This is a genomic window from Campylobacter sp. BCW_6460 (assembly GCF_001762705.1).
Classification (GTDB): Bacteria; Campylobacterota; Campylobacteria; order Campylobacterales; family Campylobacteraceae; genus Campylobacter_D; species Campylobacter_D jejuni.
In genome coordinates this window covers 95,631-112,008 of sequence record NZ_MJXI01000001.1, presented here as the reverse complement: position 1 = coordinate 112,008, position 16,378 = coordinate 95,631, and the positions used below count along the sequence as shown (strand labels likewise).

At 31.9% G+C, this 16,378-nt stretch carries 5 protein-coding genes, 2 tRNA genes and 3 rRNA genes; all 10 read left to right on the top strand.

The window, feature by feature from the left end; translation table 11 throughout:
• The 10 genes from AJ881_RS00590 (at position 1) to AJ881_RS00545 (ending at position 16,363) form a co-directional block, all read left to right on the top strand.
• Positions 1–1,512 (top strand): 16S ribosomal RNA (locus AJ881_RS00590).
• A gap of 103 nt (positions 1,513–1,615) precedes the next feature.
• Positions 1,616–1,691, top strand: a tRNA-Ala gene (locus AJ881_RS00585).
• An 8-nt stretch (positions 1,692–1,699) separates the two neighbouring features.
• Positions 1,700–1,776 (top strand) — tRNA-Ile (locus AJ881_RS00580).
• Between the two features lie 724 nt (positions 1,777–2,500).
• A 23S ribosomal RNA gene (locus AJ881_RS00575) occupies positions 2,501–5,557 on the top strand.
• A gap of 255 nt (positions 5,558–5,812) precedes the next feature.
• Positions 5,813–5,929 (top strand): 5S ribosomal RNA (gene rrf / locus AJ881_RS00570).
• Together the 16S, 23S and 5S rRNA genes with 2 tRNA genes alongside form the textbook arrangement of a ribosomal RNA operon.
• Positions 5,930–6,034: 105 nt before the next feature.
• Positions 6,035–7,432: a PD-(D/E)XK nuclease family protein gene (locus AJ881_RS00565; RefSeq protein ID WP_070282834.1), complete on the top strand. Its 1,398-nt coding sequence runs from the start codon at positions 6,035–6,037 to the stop codon at positions 7,430–7,432.
• Between the two features lie 60 nt (positions 7,433–7,492).
• Positions 7,493–11,248, top strand: coding sequence for a class I SAM-dependent DNA methyltransferase (locus AJ881_RS00560; RefSeq protein WP_070285329.1), 3,756 nt, complete (start codon positions 7,493–7,495; stop codon positions 11,246–11,248).
• 229 nt (positions 11,249–11,477) lie between these two features.
• Positions 11,478–11,840 carry a hypothetical protein gene (locus tag AJ881_RS00555; protein ID WP_126252085.1) on the top strand — a complete coding sequence of 121 codons (363 nt, stop codon included), beginning with the start codon at positions 11,478–11,480 and terminating at the stop codon, positions 11,838–11,840.
• A gap of 13 nt (positions 11,841–11,853) precedes the next feature.
• Positions 11,854–13,935 carry a pentapeptide repeat-containing protein gene (locus AJ881_RS09520; RefSeq protein ID WP_261660162.1) on the top strand — a complete coding sequence of 694 codons (2,082 nt, stop codon included), beginning with the start codon at positions 11,854–11,856 and terminating at the stop codon, positions 13,933–13,935.
• Positions 13,936–13,957: 22 nt separating this feature from the next.
• On the top strand, positions 13,958–16,363 hold the full coding sequence (locus tag AJ881_RS00545) for a hypothetical protein (protein ID WP_261665666.1): 2,406 nt from the start codon (positions 13,958–13,960) through the stop codon (positions 16,361–16,363).
• Positions 16,364–16,378: the final 15 nt, after the last annotated feature.

Genomic DNA, 16,378 nt, shown 5'->3' with positions numbered 1-16,378 from the left:
TTATGGAGAGTTTGATCCTGGCTCAGAGTGAACGCTGGCGGCGTGCCTAATACATGCAAGTCGAACGATGAAGCTTTTAGCTTGCTAGAAGTGGATTAGTGGCGCACGGGTGAGTAAGGTATAGTTAATCTGCCCTACACAAGAGGACAACAGTTGGAAACGACTGCTAATACTCTATACTCCTGCTTAACACAAGTTGAGTAGGGAAAGTTTTTCGGTGTAGGATGAGACTATATAGTATCAGCTAGTTGGTAAGGTAATGGCTTACCAAGGCTATGACGCTTAACTGGTCTGAGAGGATGATCAGTCACACTGGAACTGAGACACGGTCCAGACTCCTACGGGAGGCAGCAGTAGGGAATATTGCGCAATGGGGGAAACCCTGACGCAGCAACGCCGCGTGGAGGATGACACTTTTCGGAGCGTAAACTCCTTTTCTTAGGGAAGAATTCTGACGGTACCTAAGGAATAAGCACCGGCTAACTCCGTGCCAGCAGCCGCGGTAATACGGAGGGTGCAAGCGTTACTCGGAATCACTGGGCGTAAAGGGCGCGTAGGCGGATTATCAAGTCTCTTGTGAAATCTAATGGCTTAACCATTAAACTGCTTGGGAAACTGATAGTCTAGAGTGAGGGAGAGGCAGATGGAATTGGTGGTGTAGGGGTAAAATCCGTAGATATCACCAAGAATACCCATTGCGAAGGCGATCTGCTGGAACTCAACTGACGCTAAGGCGCGAAAGCGTGGGGAGCAAACAGGATTAGATACCCTGGTAGTCCACGCCCTAAACGATGTACACTAGTTGTTGGGATGCTAGTCATCTCAGTAATGCAGCTAACGCATTAAGTGTACCGCCTGGGGAGTACGGTCGCAAGATTAAAACTCAAAGGAATAGACGGGGACCCGCACAAGCGGTGGAGCATGTGGTTTAATTCGAAGATACGCGAAGAACCTTACCTGGGCTTGATATCCTAAGAACCTTATAGAGATATGAGGGTGCTAGCTTGCTAGAACTTAGAGACAGGTGCTGCACGGCTGTCGTCAGCTCGTGTCGTGAGATGTTGGGTTAAGTCCCGCAACGAGCGCAACCCACGTATTTAGTTGCTAACGGTTCGGCCGAGCACTCTAAATAGACTGCCTTCGTAAGGAGGAGGAAGGTGTGGACGACGTCAAGTCATCATGGCCCTTATGCCCAGGGCGACACACGTGCTACAATGGCATATACAATGAGACGCAATACCGCGAGGTGGAGCAAATCTATAAAATATGTCCCAGTTCGGATTGTTCTCTGCAACTCGAGAGCATGAAGCCGGAATCGCTAGTAATCGTAGATCAGCCATGCTACGGTGAATACGTTCCCGGGTCTTGTACTCACCGCCCGTCACACCATGGGAGTTGATTTCACTCGAAGCCGGAATACTAAACTAGTTACCGTCCACAGTGGAATCAGCGACTGGGGTGAAGTCGTAACAAGGTAACCGTAGGAGAACCTGCGGTTGGATCACCTCCTTTCTAGAGTACAAAGTAATAAGTCTCACAACTATTACTTCAAATATATAAACTCAATTGATTCTTGTTTAGATTTCAAAGATTGATGATAAAGCTAATTGTTTATGGGGAATTAGCTCAGCTGGGAGAGCGCCTGCTTTGCACGCAGGAGGTCAGCGGTTCGATCCCGCTATTCTCCACCATTTATTAAGGGCCTATAGCTCAGCTGGTTAGAGTGCACCCCTGATAAGGGTGAGGTCACAAGTTCAAGTCTTGTTAGGCCCACCATAAAAAAGATTTGAATAAAAAAGCTTTAAAATCTAAAGCAAGTATATAAAGTAGATTAAATATAAAATATAAACTCTATACTTAGATTTATTTTTATCTTTAGCTATAAAAGAATATACTTTAAATAGATATAAGTAGCATATACATTATGTATTTATATTTATAATGATTATATTAATATATATACTTCCTTTAGGTTTTAAACCTAAATGTTCTTTTTAATTATCATTGTTAAGAGTCACAAGCAAGTTTTAATAAAAACAATTTTACAGGACTTGTTAAAGGATAAAACCTATTTATCTTTTCTTTGGTTTAACTTATATCTTTTAATTATCTTTATCTTTAAAATAAAGAGAATATTAGATTTAAGATTTATAAATTAAAGACAAGTTTCAAACTCACAGCTTAGTTAAGACTAAATCATTTAGTTCTATATTAAGGTTTGAATGCTTTCCGTCTTAAGATAAAGAAGTCTTATCATAAAAACTTTAACAAGGAAGTGATGCGTTTTAGAATCAATAATAAAAGGTAGAAGTTAGGTTATATCTAACTTTTATGCAAATTGTTTTTTTAGTGATTAAGAATTGAAGCTTTATCTACATTAATTTTTTAATGAATGTTTAGTTTATTTCGTTTTAAGCCTAATATCTTTTAGGTTGGCGGGGTAGGCCTTTAGCTTTGGTTCTTTAAGATGAGCTTTCTCATCTGCTAAAAGAACATCAAAAGGTAAGCTACTAAGAGCGAATGGTGGATGCCTTGACTGGTAAAGGCGATGAAGGACGTACTAGACTGCGATAAGCTACGGGGAGCTGTCAAGAAGCTTTGATCCGTAGATTTCCGAATGGGGCAACCCAATGTATAGAGATATACATTACCTATATAGGAGCGAACGAGGGGAATTGAAACATCTTAGTACCCTCAGGAAAAGAAATCAATAGAGATTGCGTCAGTAGCGGCGAGCGAAAGCGCAAGAGGGCAAACCTAGTGCTTGCACTGGGGGTTGTAGGACTGCAATGTGCAAGAGCTGAGTTTAGCAGAACATTCTGGAAAGTATAGCCATAGAGGGTGATAGTCCCGTATGCGAAAAACAAAGCTTAGCTAGCAGTATCCTGAGTAGGGCGGGACACGAGGAATCCTGTCTGAATCCGGGTCGACCACGATCCAACCCTAAATACTAATACCAGATCGATAGTGCACAAGTACCGTGAGGGAAAGGTGAAAAGAACTGAGGTGATCAGAGTGAAATAGAACCTGAAACCATTTGCTTACAATCATTCAGAGCACTATGTAGCAATACAGTGTGATGGACTGCCTTTTGCATAATGAGCCTGCGAGTTGTGGTGTCTGGCAAGGTTAAGCAAACGCGAAGCCGTAGCGAAAGCGAGTCTGAATAGGGCGCTTAGTCAGATGCTGCAGACCCGAAACGAAGTGATCTATCCATGAGCAAGTTGAAGCTAGTGTAAGAACTAGTGGAGGACTGAACCCATAGGCGTTGAAAAGCCCCGGGATGACTTGTGGATAGGGGTGAAAGGCCAATCAAACTTCGTGATAGCTGGTTCTCTCCGAAATATATTTAGGTATAGCGTTGTGTCGTAATATAAGGGGGTAGAGCACTGAATGGGCTAGGGCATACACCAATGTACCAAACCCTATCAAACTCCGAATACCTTATATGTAATCACAGCAGTCAGGCGGCGAGTGATAAAATCCGTCGTCAAGAGGGAAACAACCCAGACTACCAGCTAAGGTCCCTAAATCTTACTTAAGTGGAAAACGATGTGAAGTTACTTAAACAACCAGGAGGTTGGCTTAGAAGCAGCCATCCTTTAAAGAAAGCGTAATAGCTCACTGGTCTAGTGATTTTGCGCGGAAAATATAACGGGGCTAAAGTAAGTACCGAAGCTGTAGACTTGCACACAACTTAGATTATTTAAGTTTAGAATATGAGAAACTAAGTTATATGTTTTAGTTATATTTTTACTGATTTTTATAGAGTAAAGATAGAAATAAAGCTTAGTAAAATCAGTAAAAATATTCTTAGGCTAAAGTTAAGTAGTTTAAGTTGTGTGCAAGTGGTAGGAGAGCGTTCTATTTGCGTCGAAGGTATACCGGTAAGGAGTGCTGGAGCGAATAGAAGTGAGCATGCAGGCATGAGTAGCGATAATTAATGTGAGAATCATTAACGCCGTAAACCCAAGGTTTCCTACGCGATGCTCGTCATCGTAGGGTTAGTCGGGTCCTAAGTCGAGTCCGAAAGGGGTAGACGATGGCAAATTGGTTAATATTCCAATACCAACATTAGTGTGCGATGGAAGGACGCTTAGGGCTAAGGGGGCTAGCGGATGGAAGTGCTAGTCTAAGGTCGTAGGAGCTTATACAGGCAAATCCGTATAAGAACACTCCGAGAACTGAAAGGCTTTTTGAAATCTTCGGATGGATAGAAGAACCCCTGATGCCGTCGAGCCAAGAAAAGTTTCTAAGTTTAGCTAATGTTGCCCGTACCGTAAACCGACACAGGTGGGTGGGATGAGTATTCTAAGGCGCGTGGAAGAACTCTCTTTAAGGAACTCTGCAAAATAGCACCGTATCTTCGGTATAAGGTGTGGTTAGCTTTGTATTAGGATTTACTCCGAAAGCAAGGAAACTTACAACAAAGAGTCCCTCCCGACTGTTTACCAAAAACACAGCACTCTGCTAACTCGTAAGAGGATGTATAGGGTGTGACGCCTGCCCGGTGCTCGAAGGTTAATTGATGGGGTTAGCATTAGCGAAGCTCTTGATCGAAGCCCGAGTAAACGGCGGCCGTAACTATAACGGTCCTAAGGTAGCGAAATTCCTTGTCGGTTAAATACCGACCTGCATGAATGGCGTAACGAGATGGGAGCTGTCTCAAAGAGGGATCCAGTGAAATTGTAGTGGAGGTGAAAATTCCTCCTACCCGCGGCAAGACGGAAAGACCCCGTGGACCTTTACTACAGCTTGACACTGCTACTTGGATAAGAATGTGCAGGATAGGTGGGAGGCTTTGAGTATATGACGCCAGTTGTATATGAGCCATTGTTGAGATACCACTCTTTCTTATTTGGGTAGCTAACCAGCTTGAGTTATCCTCAAGTGGGACAATGTCTGGTGGGTAGTTTGACTGGGGCGGTCGCCTCCCAAATAATAACGGAGGCTTACAAAGGTTGGCTCAGAACGGTTGGAAATCGTTCGTAGAGTATAAAGGTATAAGCCAGCTTAACTGCAAGACATACAAGTCAAGCAGAGACGAAAGTCGGTCTTAGTGATCCGGTGGTTCTGTGTGGAAGGGCCATCGCTCAAAGGATAAAAGGTACCCCGGGGATAACAGGCTGATCTCCCCCAAGAGCTCACATCGACGGGGAGGTTTGGCACCTCGATGTCGGCTCATCGCATCCTGGGGCTGGAGCAGGTCCCAAGGGTATGGCTGTTCGCCATTTAAAGCGGTACGCGAGCTGGGTTCAGAACGTCGTGAGACAGTTCGGTCCCTATCTGCCGTGGGCGTAAGAAGATTGAAGAGATTTGACCCTAGTACGAGAGGACCGGGTTGAACAAACCACTGGTGTAGCTGTTGTTCTGCCAAGAGCATCGCAGCGTAGCTAAGTTTGGAAAGGATAAACGCTGAAAGCATCTAAGCGTGAAGCCAACTCTAAGATGAATCTTCTCTAAGCTCTCTAGAAGACTACTAGTTTGATAGGCTGGGTGTGTAATGGATGAAAGTCCTTTAGCTGACCAGTACTAATAGAGCGTTTGGCTTATCTTTAATAAAGCATCACTTCCTTGTTAAGGTTTTTAATAAGACTTTGAATATAGATAATATTTAGAGTTTCATAGAAATCTTTCAAGTAGAGTTTATATTAGAACTTGCTCTTAACATTGTTTTTTAAGTATTCTATATAAAAACTTATTAAAGATAAAAGATAAGTAAAGAAGAAAGAGAATAAAGAAAAAAATAAAGAAATAAAAGATTAAGCTTTATTTATAAATTAAATCTTTCAAAGAATATTTAAATAACAATGTCCGTGATTATACAGATGTGGAAACGCCTTGCTCCATCCCGAACCAAGAAGCTAAGCACATCGTGGGTGATGATACTACGCCTTACTGGCAGGGGGAAAGTAGCTCATTGCGGACTTGTTAATTCTACCTTAACTTACCTATAAAATTAATAATCAGTTTTTTAGTTTGTAATTAAAAATTTATTTACATGTAAAATTGTATAAAATATGGAAAGTGATACATGGAAAAATTTATTGAAAGATTGCTTGAAGAAGATATTAAATTTGAAAAAGATGTGAATAATGGTTTGAGTGATATAAATATATTTGATGCTTTGAATATCGAAACAAAAGAAAATTATCATTCTAAATTTATAGCTTATTTAATTGATATAAATAAGGATCATTATCAAAAAAATTTTGCAAAGGTATTTTTAGAAAAACTTGGTAAGAGTTTAGTAAATACGAAATTTGAAAATTTAAACATAGAAGATATAAAAAGTGTAGAAACAGAAGCCTGCATAAAAGATAATAGAAGGATAGATATTTTAATAACATTAAGTGATAAAAGATATATTATAATAGAAAATAAAATTTATGCAAAAGATCAAAAAAATCAATTGAAAGATTATATTAATTTTGTAAGAAAAAATATCAAAAATATAAAAGATTGTTATAAAAACATATTGACTATATATTTGCATCAAGATGAGTGTGCTAGTCCTAGTGATTATAGTTTGGGAAATTTTACAATAAAGACAAATTTGATTAAAGATAAAAATGAAAATAATGTTAGCTATTATTTGAAGATGGATTACATATGGATTAAGGAATGGATTGATGAGTGTATAAAAATATATGAAGAAAAATCAAGCAAAGATCAAAAATTTATTCTTGATATACAAAACATTATTTTTACTCTAAATCAATACAAAAGTATTTTACAATGGTATATGACAGATGAGTATGCTCAAAGAGATGATGTACTAGAATTTATTTTTCAAGACAATATAAAAATGCAAAATTTAAAAAATGCGATGATTTTATATAGATATAACAAAAACAAATCAGAGCTTAAAAATTTAAATGAAGAAAACTATAAAAAAGCTAAAGATATTATTCAGCATAAATGGAGCAACATCTGCGAATATATAATAGAAGAATTTTTTGATAGTTTTGAACATAAGGAAATTAAAATAGGTGATATAACTTTTATCGGCAATAAAATAGAAGAAAATCGTGTTAATCATGGTGTGTTTATATTTTATCCTATTGATTATAAGAATGAAAGCATATATCCATGTATATATATTTATTTTAAAAAAAAATACTATGATATTATTGGTTTGACATTTGAAATTTCAAATGATGATGAAGAAGATATAGAAAATGAAAAATATAAAGAATGTTTAAAATTATTTAAAGATGTAAAAGAAGAAAATGTTAGAAAATATCAAAATCACTATTATTGTGATAAATTAATAAACAATGAAAAATTAGAAGGAGAATACGCTTTTATTTATTGGTTGATTGAAAATCAAAATTCTAAAAAAGATTTTATTCAAATTTTAAATGATTTTTTTATTAAAAAACCTATACAGGAAGCATATAAAGGTATTAATGATATATTAAATTCTTAAAAAATTTTATATAAAAGTAAAATTTGATAAAATACAAAATATTTTTTATAAAGGTTAAAAATGCATTTCACTTTGCTAAATGAAAAAGATTTTTTCAACCCATACTACCGCAAAAAGCAAATCATGCAAAATGAATTTGATATATTTAACAAGGCTTTAATGCAATATCTAGAAAGACTTGAAAGTTCGCAAAGTGAAAATGAAGATTATCTTGTAGCTAATGCACTTAGTCCATTTTTAACCATGTTAAATTTCAAAACTCACATCAAAACCAAGCAAAAAGGCAAAAGTGAGATTGACTTATCCATCTCTAAAGATGAGTTTAGTAAAGACTTAGAAGTTTTCATCGAGGCTAAAAAGCCAAATTCAAAAGAATTTATCACTCATACAAAGGTAAATTCTAAAGCCTTACACGAGACTATTTTATATTATTTTAGAAATAGAGAGTATAGTTTTAGCTTAAAATTTATTATCATCACAGATTTTTATAAATTTTACATTTTTAAAATTAGTGAGTTTGAAGAGCTTTTTTATAAAAATCCAAGTTTTAAAAAACTTTTTGAAGAATTTTGTAATCCAAATTCACTTTTCAAAGGTAATACTGAAGAATTCTATAAAGAAGTAGCCAAACTCATAGAAAATTCCAAAGAAAACTTAAAAGGCTTTTTGATTGACTTGACATTTTTAAAAGACAAACAAAAATCAAATTTTAAAAAGCTAGCAAGTATTTTTAAAACTTTTCATAGAGACTTTTTGCTAAATGAGTTTAACCCCAACGATGCAAATTCACTCAACAATGCTTTTTACAAAGAGCTTTTATATATCTTAGGGCTTTGTGAGAGCAAACAAAACTCAAAACTCATCATCGCAAAAAGTGAAGAAAGCAAAGAAGAGCAAGGCACTTTCTACACCGCTATAAATTCTAAGCTTAAAGAAGAAAATTTTGAAACCATCTTAAAACTTTTGATCTTATGGCTTAATCGCATTTTGTTTTTAAAGCTTATAGAGTCAAATTTGGTGCGTTTTAATGATGATAAAAATTTGAAATTTTTAAATTTCAAAAAAATCCCTGATTTTGACAAGCTTAGCGAACTTTTCTTTGAAGTCTTAGCCAAAGAAAAAAGCACGAGAAAGAAAAGCGAATTTGCCTATCTGCCTTATCTAAATTCTTCTTTGTTTGAAAAACAAAGCATAGAAAACACACTTGAAATTTCAAGCTTAAGCAATGACTTAAAGCTTTTTTACTATAAAAACACCGTGCTAAAAGATGATAAATGCAAGGCTAAAAAAGGACAAGTGGGGCTTTTGGAATACTTGTTTGAATTTTTGGATAGCTTTGATTTTGGTAGTGATGATGAGCAAAGCGAAATTTTAAGCCAAAAAGAACTCATAAGCTCAAGCGTTTTGGGAAATGTGTTTGAAAAACTCAATGGCTACAAAGAAGGGAGCTTTTACACGCCAAGCTTTATCACTTCTTATATGTGTAAAGAAAGCATCACAAAAGTTGTGCTTGATAAATTCAACGCTCAATTTGATCTTGATGTTAAAAATATAAACGAACTAAGAAAGTCTTTAAGAAAAGAAGACAAAAAAGCACAAAAAGAGCTTTTAAACTCTATAAAAATTTGCGATCCTGCGGTGGGAAGTGGGCATTTTTTGGTTTCTGCTTTAAATGTTATGCTGAGTATCTATGATGAGCTAAATCTTTTTGATGAAGAGTTTTACCTAGAAGTACAAAACGATGAAATTCTCATCACGGGTAGAAAAGGCGAGTTTATAGAGTATAAACGCCCAAGTACGCCTAAAGATAAAGCCCATCTTATCCAGCAAGAACTTTTTTATACCAAAAAAGACATCATAGAAAACAACCTTTTTGGAGTCGATATCAACCCTAACTCATGCGAGATCACCAAGCTAAGGCTTTGGATAGAGCTTTTAAAACACAGTTTTTACCAAAACTTTGATGATGAGAATTATCATGATCTTAAAACCCTGCCAAACATCGATATAAACATAAAATGCGGAAATTCTTTGGTATCTTACTTTGAAACAGGCAAAAGTCTAAGCCACTACCCTAACATCAAAGAACGTATGAGCAAATATAAACGCATAGTAAAAGACTATAAAGAAGGCTTTTACACAGATAAAAATCTCATTGCCAAGGAAATAAAAAATCTCCAAGAAAGCTTTAAAAATTTTTGTTTGAAAGATAAATTTAACAAAGAGATCAAACAGCTCACAAATGGGGCAAACGAGTATTCTAAAAAATACGGCGATTTTTTAGCCAATGAACATCACGATGAAAAATTTAAAAGCTTTTTTTCTAAAAATATGTTTGAATTCAGTTTTGATGAAAAAGTAGCAAGAAAAGAATTTAAAAATCTTTTAGAGCTTTATGAGCGTATTTTCGAACTAGAAAAATCACATCCTTTTGAATGGCGTTTTGAATTCCCTGAAATTTTGGACGATGATGGAAATTTCAAAGGCTTTGATCTCATCATCGGCAATCCGCCTTATATAAGACAAGAAGAGCTTAAAGAACTCAAGCCTCATTTAGCTAAAAATTATAAGGTTTATAAAGGCACGAGCGATATTTATACTTATTTTTATGAACTAAGATTTAATGTTTTAAAAGATAGGGGGGGGGTATTGAGCTATATCACTTCTAACAAATACACGCGTGCAGGATATGGGGAAGCTTTGCGTGAATTTTTGCTTAAAAATGTTAAGTTTTTAGAATACACTGATTTAAACGGCATAAAAGTTTTTGATAGTGCTACAGTGGATACTTCTATACTTTGTTTTGAAAAATCAAAAAGCAAAGATAATAAATTCAAATACCTTGCCCTAAGCAATGAAATTTTAAAAACTTGTGCTTATGACATTGGCTTATATAAGGACTTTGCAGAATTTTCGCAAAATTCTTTAAGCAAGGAAAGCTTCACTTTTAGCGATGAGAATACTAGTGCCTTAAAGGCCAAGATAGAACGCATAGGAACTCCGCTTAAAGAATGGCATGGGCTTAATATATATCGTGGAATTTTAACAGGCTATAATGAAGCCTTTATCATCACTACTGAAAAAAGAAATGAAATTTTAGCAAATTGCAAAGATGAAGCCGAAAAAGAACGCACCGCTAAACTTATGCGCAAAATGCTACGTGGACGCGATATAAAAAGATATAGTTACGAGTGGGCGGGACTTTGGGTGATAGGAACTTTTCCAAGTTTAAAAATCGATATAGAACAATATCCTGCTTTAAAGCAATATTTATCTCAATTTTTACCACGCATAGAACAAAGCGGAGAAAAAGGTTGTAGAAAGAAAACTAGCAATAAATGGTTTGAAGCTCAAGACAATATCGCTTATTATGAAGAATTTGAAAGGGAAAAGATAGTGTATCCAAATATGAATAAGGAATTTATAGCGTTTTTTGACAATGAATTCTTTTTGTTAAATCAAAAATGTTTCATCTTATCTCATCAATCAAATAATAAAAAAGAATTATTATATTTAACGGCATTGCTAAATTCTAATGTTAATTTTTATTATTTTAAGCAAATTGGAGCGAAATTAGGTGTTAGTGGTTATGAAATGAGTAAAATATTTGTAGAAAAACTTCCTATACCAAAAATAAATTCTAAAAATGAAAAATTAGCCGATGAGCTTATAAATTTAGTCGATGAAATTCTAAAAGCCAAAGAACAAGACAAAAACACAAACACCCAAGAACTAGAAAATAAAATCAATTCCATCGTTTATAAACTCTATAACTTAACCGAAGAAGAAATAAAAATCATAGAAAACAAGGAGTAAAAATGAATCAAAATAAAATCGAGAAATTAACATAGCATATTAGTGAAAGTAAAGAAATTTTAAAAGAAAAAATTCCATCAGAATGTTGGAAACAAATTGATTATATAAGAACAATTTATGATAAGGTATATAATGAAAAATTTTATATAGGTTATCCTTATGTTGAATGTGGTGTCAACCTTGGAAAACCATTTGAAAATGATCTAAAAATGGTCGAATGTTTAAAAAAATGATAGTTAGAATGGAAATTTATTTAGCAGAATTAAAAGATGAAAGTGAAAAAATAAAAGAAGATAAAAAGTTGATTAATATAAATAATGATATCAAAAATAACAATACAAACACAGCAAATGCCACTATATCTCAAAATATAATAATAGATCAAATATTAGAAGAGTTAAGTAAAATTTCAGATGATATTTTAGATAAAAATCAAAAAGAAGAAATAGAAAATTTACTTTTGGTTATCGATAGTTTAAAAGAAAATGATAAAACAAAAGCGAAAGAAAAGATATTTTTTGTTTTGAAATATTTAAGTGATAAGAGTATAGTGTTTTTATTGCTTTATTGCCTTATTTGGGGCAAATTGTAGGAGTGATAGGAAGATGACTGAAACGATAGTTTTTTCGGAATATTTTAAAAAACATAATAGCTCTAGCGAAATAATATTTGAAGGTGATAAAAATTATTTAAAAATAAAAAAAATAGAATATGATAAATTACAAGAAGTAAAAATTTTAAAGTCAGATAATTATGAAATACATATAGATGATATAGATAAAAATATATTTAAAATAGAGTGCATAGAATTTAAAAATTGTAGTTTTAAAGATGTTTATTTTGAAAGTTTTAAAGATGGTAGACAAAATGTAGTATTATTGATTAGCGCAAATCAAGATAACAATGAAATACAAAGAAATATAAAACCAGATTTTTATTCTAAAACAACTAAGGAAAATTTACATTATCCAAAATTATATTTTAATACATGCATGTTTAAATATTTTGGAATAAAAAAAGCAGAAGTCGATCATGAAAATAATGAAGTTTCAAGTGAAGATATAAAGTTGTATGCATTTTTTATAAAGATAATTTTTAATTACGAACTGTATATAAAAACATGTAAATTTAAATCTGAATTCGAAATTATCAATACTAATATAAATAGTGATTTTTATTTTGAAGATATTAATTTTTCAAAAACTTTTAAGATATCTAAAAGTAATTTTAATAAAAATATTAAATTTAAAAATATTGTATTTGATAGTGTTGTTTTAATGAACAATTCTTATGAAGAAATTCAAATGGAAAAAGTTAATTTTACAAAAGCAATTCTATTTTCTAATAATGAAATTATTAAAAAAGCATATTTTAAAAATATGATTATTGATAAAACTGATAGTAATAATATTCTAGAATTAGAATTTAAATGTAAAGAAAATTCCGAAATAGAATTTAGTGAGTGTTTTGTTTATAGAAAAATTATTTTTATAGGGTGTTTTTATAATGTTGTTTTAGGAATTAAATTTCATGAAGATGTTTATTTTAAAAATATCTTTCATGATAATGTTTTCTTTGAGAATATAAATTTTAATAATAAACAAATCTTATCAGTCAATCAATTTAAAAAAGAAGTTTCTTTTTTCAAGGTAAATTTTGATGATGGCATAGAAATAGAAGATGATTTTTTACAAGAAAAAAATATATCTTTTAAAAGTTGTAAATTTAAAAAAATAATTGCTTTTAGGAAAAAAAATATAAAAAATATCACTTTTGGAACATGTACTTTTAAACAAGGTGTATATTTTGTCTCATGTGTTTTTTCAATTGTAAATTTTTATAATTGTAATTTTAATAACGCTGCTTGTTTTTATGGATCTACTTTTAACATGGCTCCAAATTTTTCTCAATCTGTTTTTAAAGATAGTCTAAATCTAGTAAATATAAAAGCTAAATTTGATTTTCAAAATTTAAACACCACTATAGAAAATATATGCAAACCAAAAGATGAAGCAGCAAATGATTTTAGAGATTCTTTTAGGACTTTTAAAAGTGCTTTGATAAAAGATAATAATCTTTTAGACGCTTCAAATTTTCATAAATACGAGCTTTATTGCAAAGAGCTAGAGTTAAAAAATAAAAAAGCTATAACTTTTAAAGATATAGTAGACAGATATCAACTTTTCTTTTATCGCAAGCTTTGTGATCATCATACTGATATTTTACAAAGTTTAAATTCGCTTATTTTGGTGATAGGGATTTTTGTGATATCAAGCGTTGCGATGGTTGTTGGTTTTAACTATAGTCTTGGATATAAGCCTATTTTGGAGCATTGGTATTTTTCATTGGATTTTTATAATCATCATATAAATTCTATCATACAGGATAATTATTTACTTATGATATTTGTAAATCTTATGATACTTTTTATTTATTTGGGTTTAGTTGGATTTGCTTTATGTCTAAAATATATGAGAGAATTTTTTATAATCATATCTTATGTGATAACTCTTTTGGTTCTAGCGGTTTCACCAAAAATTCTTATCCCCGCTATGGGAATTTTTACAGATAAAAGAGCTATGTTAGATCCGCTTAGTGTGTTTGGTGGAATTTATACAATAATTTTTGGTTTTGTTGCATTTTCTTTTATAAAGACAATTAGGAAAAATTCCATAGTGCCAAGCTGAAAAAGATAGAAAGGATTAAATGATGAAAGAAACACCTAAGATCTTAGAAAAATGTTGTGAAGAAACACATCAAAATCATAAGAGTGAAAGTGATGGCAAAGAAACTGCTGATATTGACGAATTGTCCAAAGTTTTATCTATAGATAAACGATATATATTTACTCCAAGTCATAAAGAAACAAATGGAATAATAAAAAAAATAAAAGAAAAAGAAGACTTTAGGCAAAAAGATGAGCTATTTCATGATGATGGAAAATGGTATTTGGTTTGCAATGAAGGAGGCGGCAAAATAGATATATCTTTGTCATATGATAAGATAAAAAGTATTCCGTGTAATGTTATTTTTAATAATTGTAATATTGATTTATGTGCAATTAAGCCAAAAGACTTGGAAAAAGATAATATAGAGACAATTAAAAACCATCTATATTTTTACAATTGTACTTTTGAAAACTTGTTAATCAAATTAAAAAATATTATTTTTGAAAAAACATTAACTTTTAATCAGTGTGCATTTTATAATGACTTAGACATGCATCAAAACCAATTTTTAGATCATTTGGTTTTTATAAATTGCCATGATAATCAAGATAAAAAAATCACATCCTTAGATTTGCAAGAAAACGAATTTAAAGGATATTTTTTTATAAAAAACTGTGCTATAGAAAAAATAAATTTATGGAAAAATAAATTTAAAAATAGATGTTATTTTATGGATTGCGAATTTGGATATAAGCAAGATAAAGGTAATCAAGTAAAATTAAATTTTTCAAATACTCATTTTGAAGATAATGCTTATTTTAATAATTCTGAATTTTATAGTTATGCTGATTTTCACGAGTGTGAATTTGATGATATAGCTTGTTTTTATGGAGTAAAGTTTCATAAGATTCCGAATTTTAGTGCTTGTTATTTTAAAGAGCAAAAAGCTGCAAATTTAATCAATGTCGATATAGATAAGCTAGATTTTAAATCAGTGGAGAAATATATAGAAGATAATTATCAAGATGAGACGTGTGAAAATAAACAAGAAATAACAGAAGAACAGCGTAATAATAATTGTAAATTAAAATGTGCCAAACATTTAAAAGATTCTTTCAGAGTCATAAAAGATGTTTTAATCACTCAAAATAATACCTTAGAAGCTCAAGAATGGCACAAGTTAGAGCTTTATGCGAAAGAGAGAGAATTGTTATTTGAAGTAGAAAGTTGTTATAAAGAGAAGAATAAGCCGTTTATTGCTGCTAAATCAGAAGATAAAAATTCTATTAATCTTACTTTTAGTGTATTGTTATTGTGGATTTACAGGGTTACAAGTCTTCATCACACAAATTTGCCTAGAATTATTAATTTTGCTAGTTTAAATATTGTTGCGTTTGGTTGTTTGGTTTGCTTGATTACTTACTTAAGTTATCACATTGATAAACAAACTAATTTTTGGTTTCTTAGAGCGTTTCTTCTTTCTATTTTGGTTATAACAATTGTGCATCTAGGATTTAAAAAACAAAAGATAAAAAATATAAAATTAATCTCATTTGCTTTTTTATCATTTTTAATAGCTTTGTTGTTAATACAATACGCAACTTTATTGAATTCATTTAGCAATATTATATTTGCGTTGCTCTTTTATTGTTTGTTGGTGATTGTTTTGATTTATTTGTATCCTTATATAAACTCAATTTCTTTTATATCTTATTGTTTTCATTGGCTTGTTTATTTCTTTTTAGTTATGATTGTTGTTATAAAACCACAACTTATAAATCCTTTTGCGGGAATTTTTTCATCAGATAAGCTTTATGAAAGTCAATTTGAAAAAAGTTTAAATGATTTAAATACGAGTGCTATTGTAAATCTAGCAAGCATATTGCAAAATGATTTTAATCTCCATTTAAAAGATCAAAACATTTCTTTTACAGAGTTAAATTCAGCTAAAACTCTGATAATGGCAAATAAAGAAAAATTAAAAGAAATTTTGAAAGTATATGATGATAAATATGAAAGTGATTATAAAAAGGTTTTAAATGAGTTAGAAAATAACACATCAAATTTAAAAAATATTATAGAAGAGATAGACAATAAAAACAACAATAGCGTTGTATCTGTTCAACTCAATCAAATTTTAAAATTAAATTTTATTCAAGGAATAGATATTTTATGTATCATAAAAAGATTTTTTTCTATATCTGAAAAACTATCACCTGAGCAAATGGCTCTTTTTGAACAAAAAGATAGTCAGGATAGGTTAAAAAGTGTTTTGGCTCTTTTGAAATTTAAATCAAGTTTTGAAGGGATTTTGGAAGTGATAAATCAAGATGAAATTATCCAAAATACCATAAAATCTACCAGTGTTTTATATGGCATTATCCTTTTGCTTTGTATTTTCTCACTCCAAAAAACCGCACGAAAAAATTCCATAGTGCCAAGCTAAGCCTTAAAGCTTAGC

What these genes read in the sequence shown, in the direction of transcription:
- AJ881_RS00555 (WP_126252085.1), top strand. Translation starts at nt 11,478, where the DNA reads ATGATAGTTAGAATGGAAATTTATTTAGCAGAATTAAAAGATGAAAGT.
- AJ881_RS00545 (WP_261665666.1), top strand. Translation starts at nt 13,958, where the DNA reads ATGAAAGAAACACCTAAGATCTTAGAAAAATGTTGTGAAGAAACACAT.
- AJ881_RS00560 (WP_070285329.1), top strand. Translation starts at nt 7,493, where the DNA reads ATGCATTTCACTTTGCTAAATGAAAAAGATTTTTTCAACCCATACTAC.
- AJ881_RS00565 (WP_070282834.1), top strand. Translation starts at nt 6,035, where the DNA reads ATGGAAAAATTTATTGAAAGATTGCTTGAAGAAGATATTAAATTTGAA.
- AJ881_RS09520 (WP_261660162.1), top strand. Translation starts at nt 11,854, where the DNA reads ATGACTGAAACGATAGTTTTTTCGGAATATTTTAAAAAACATAATAGC.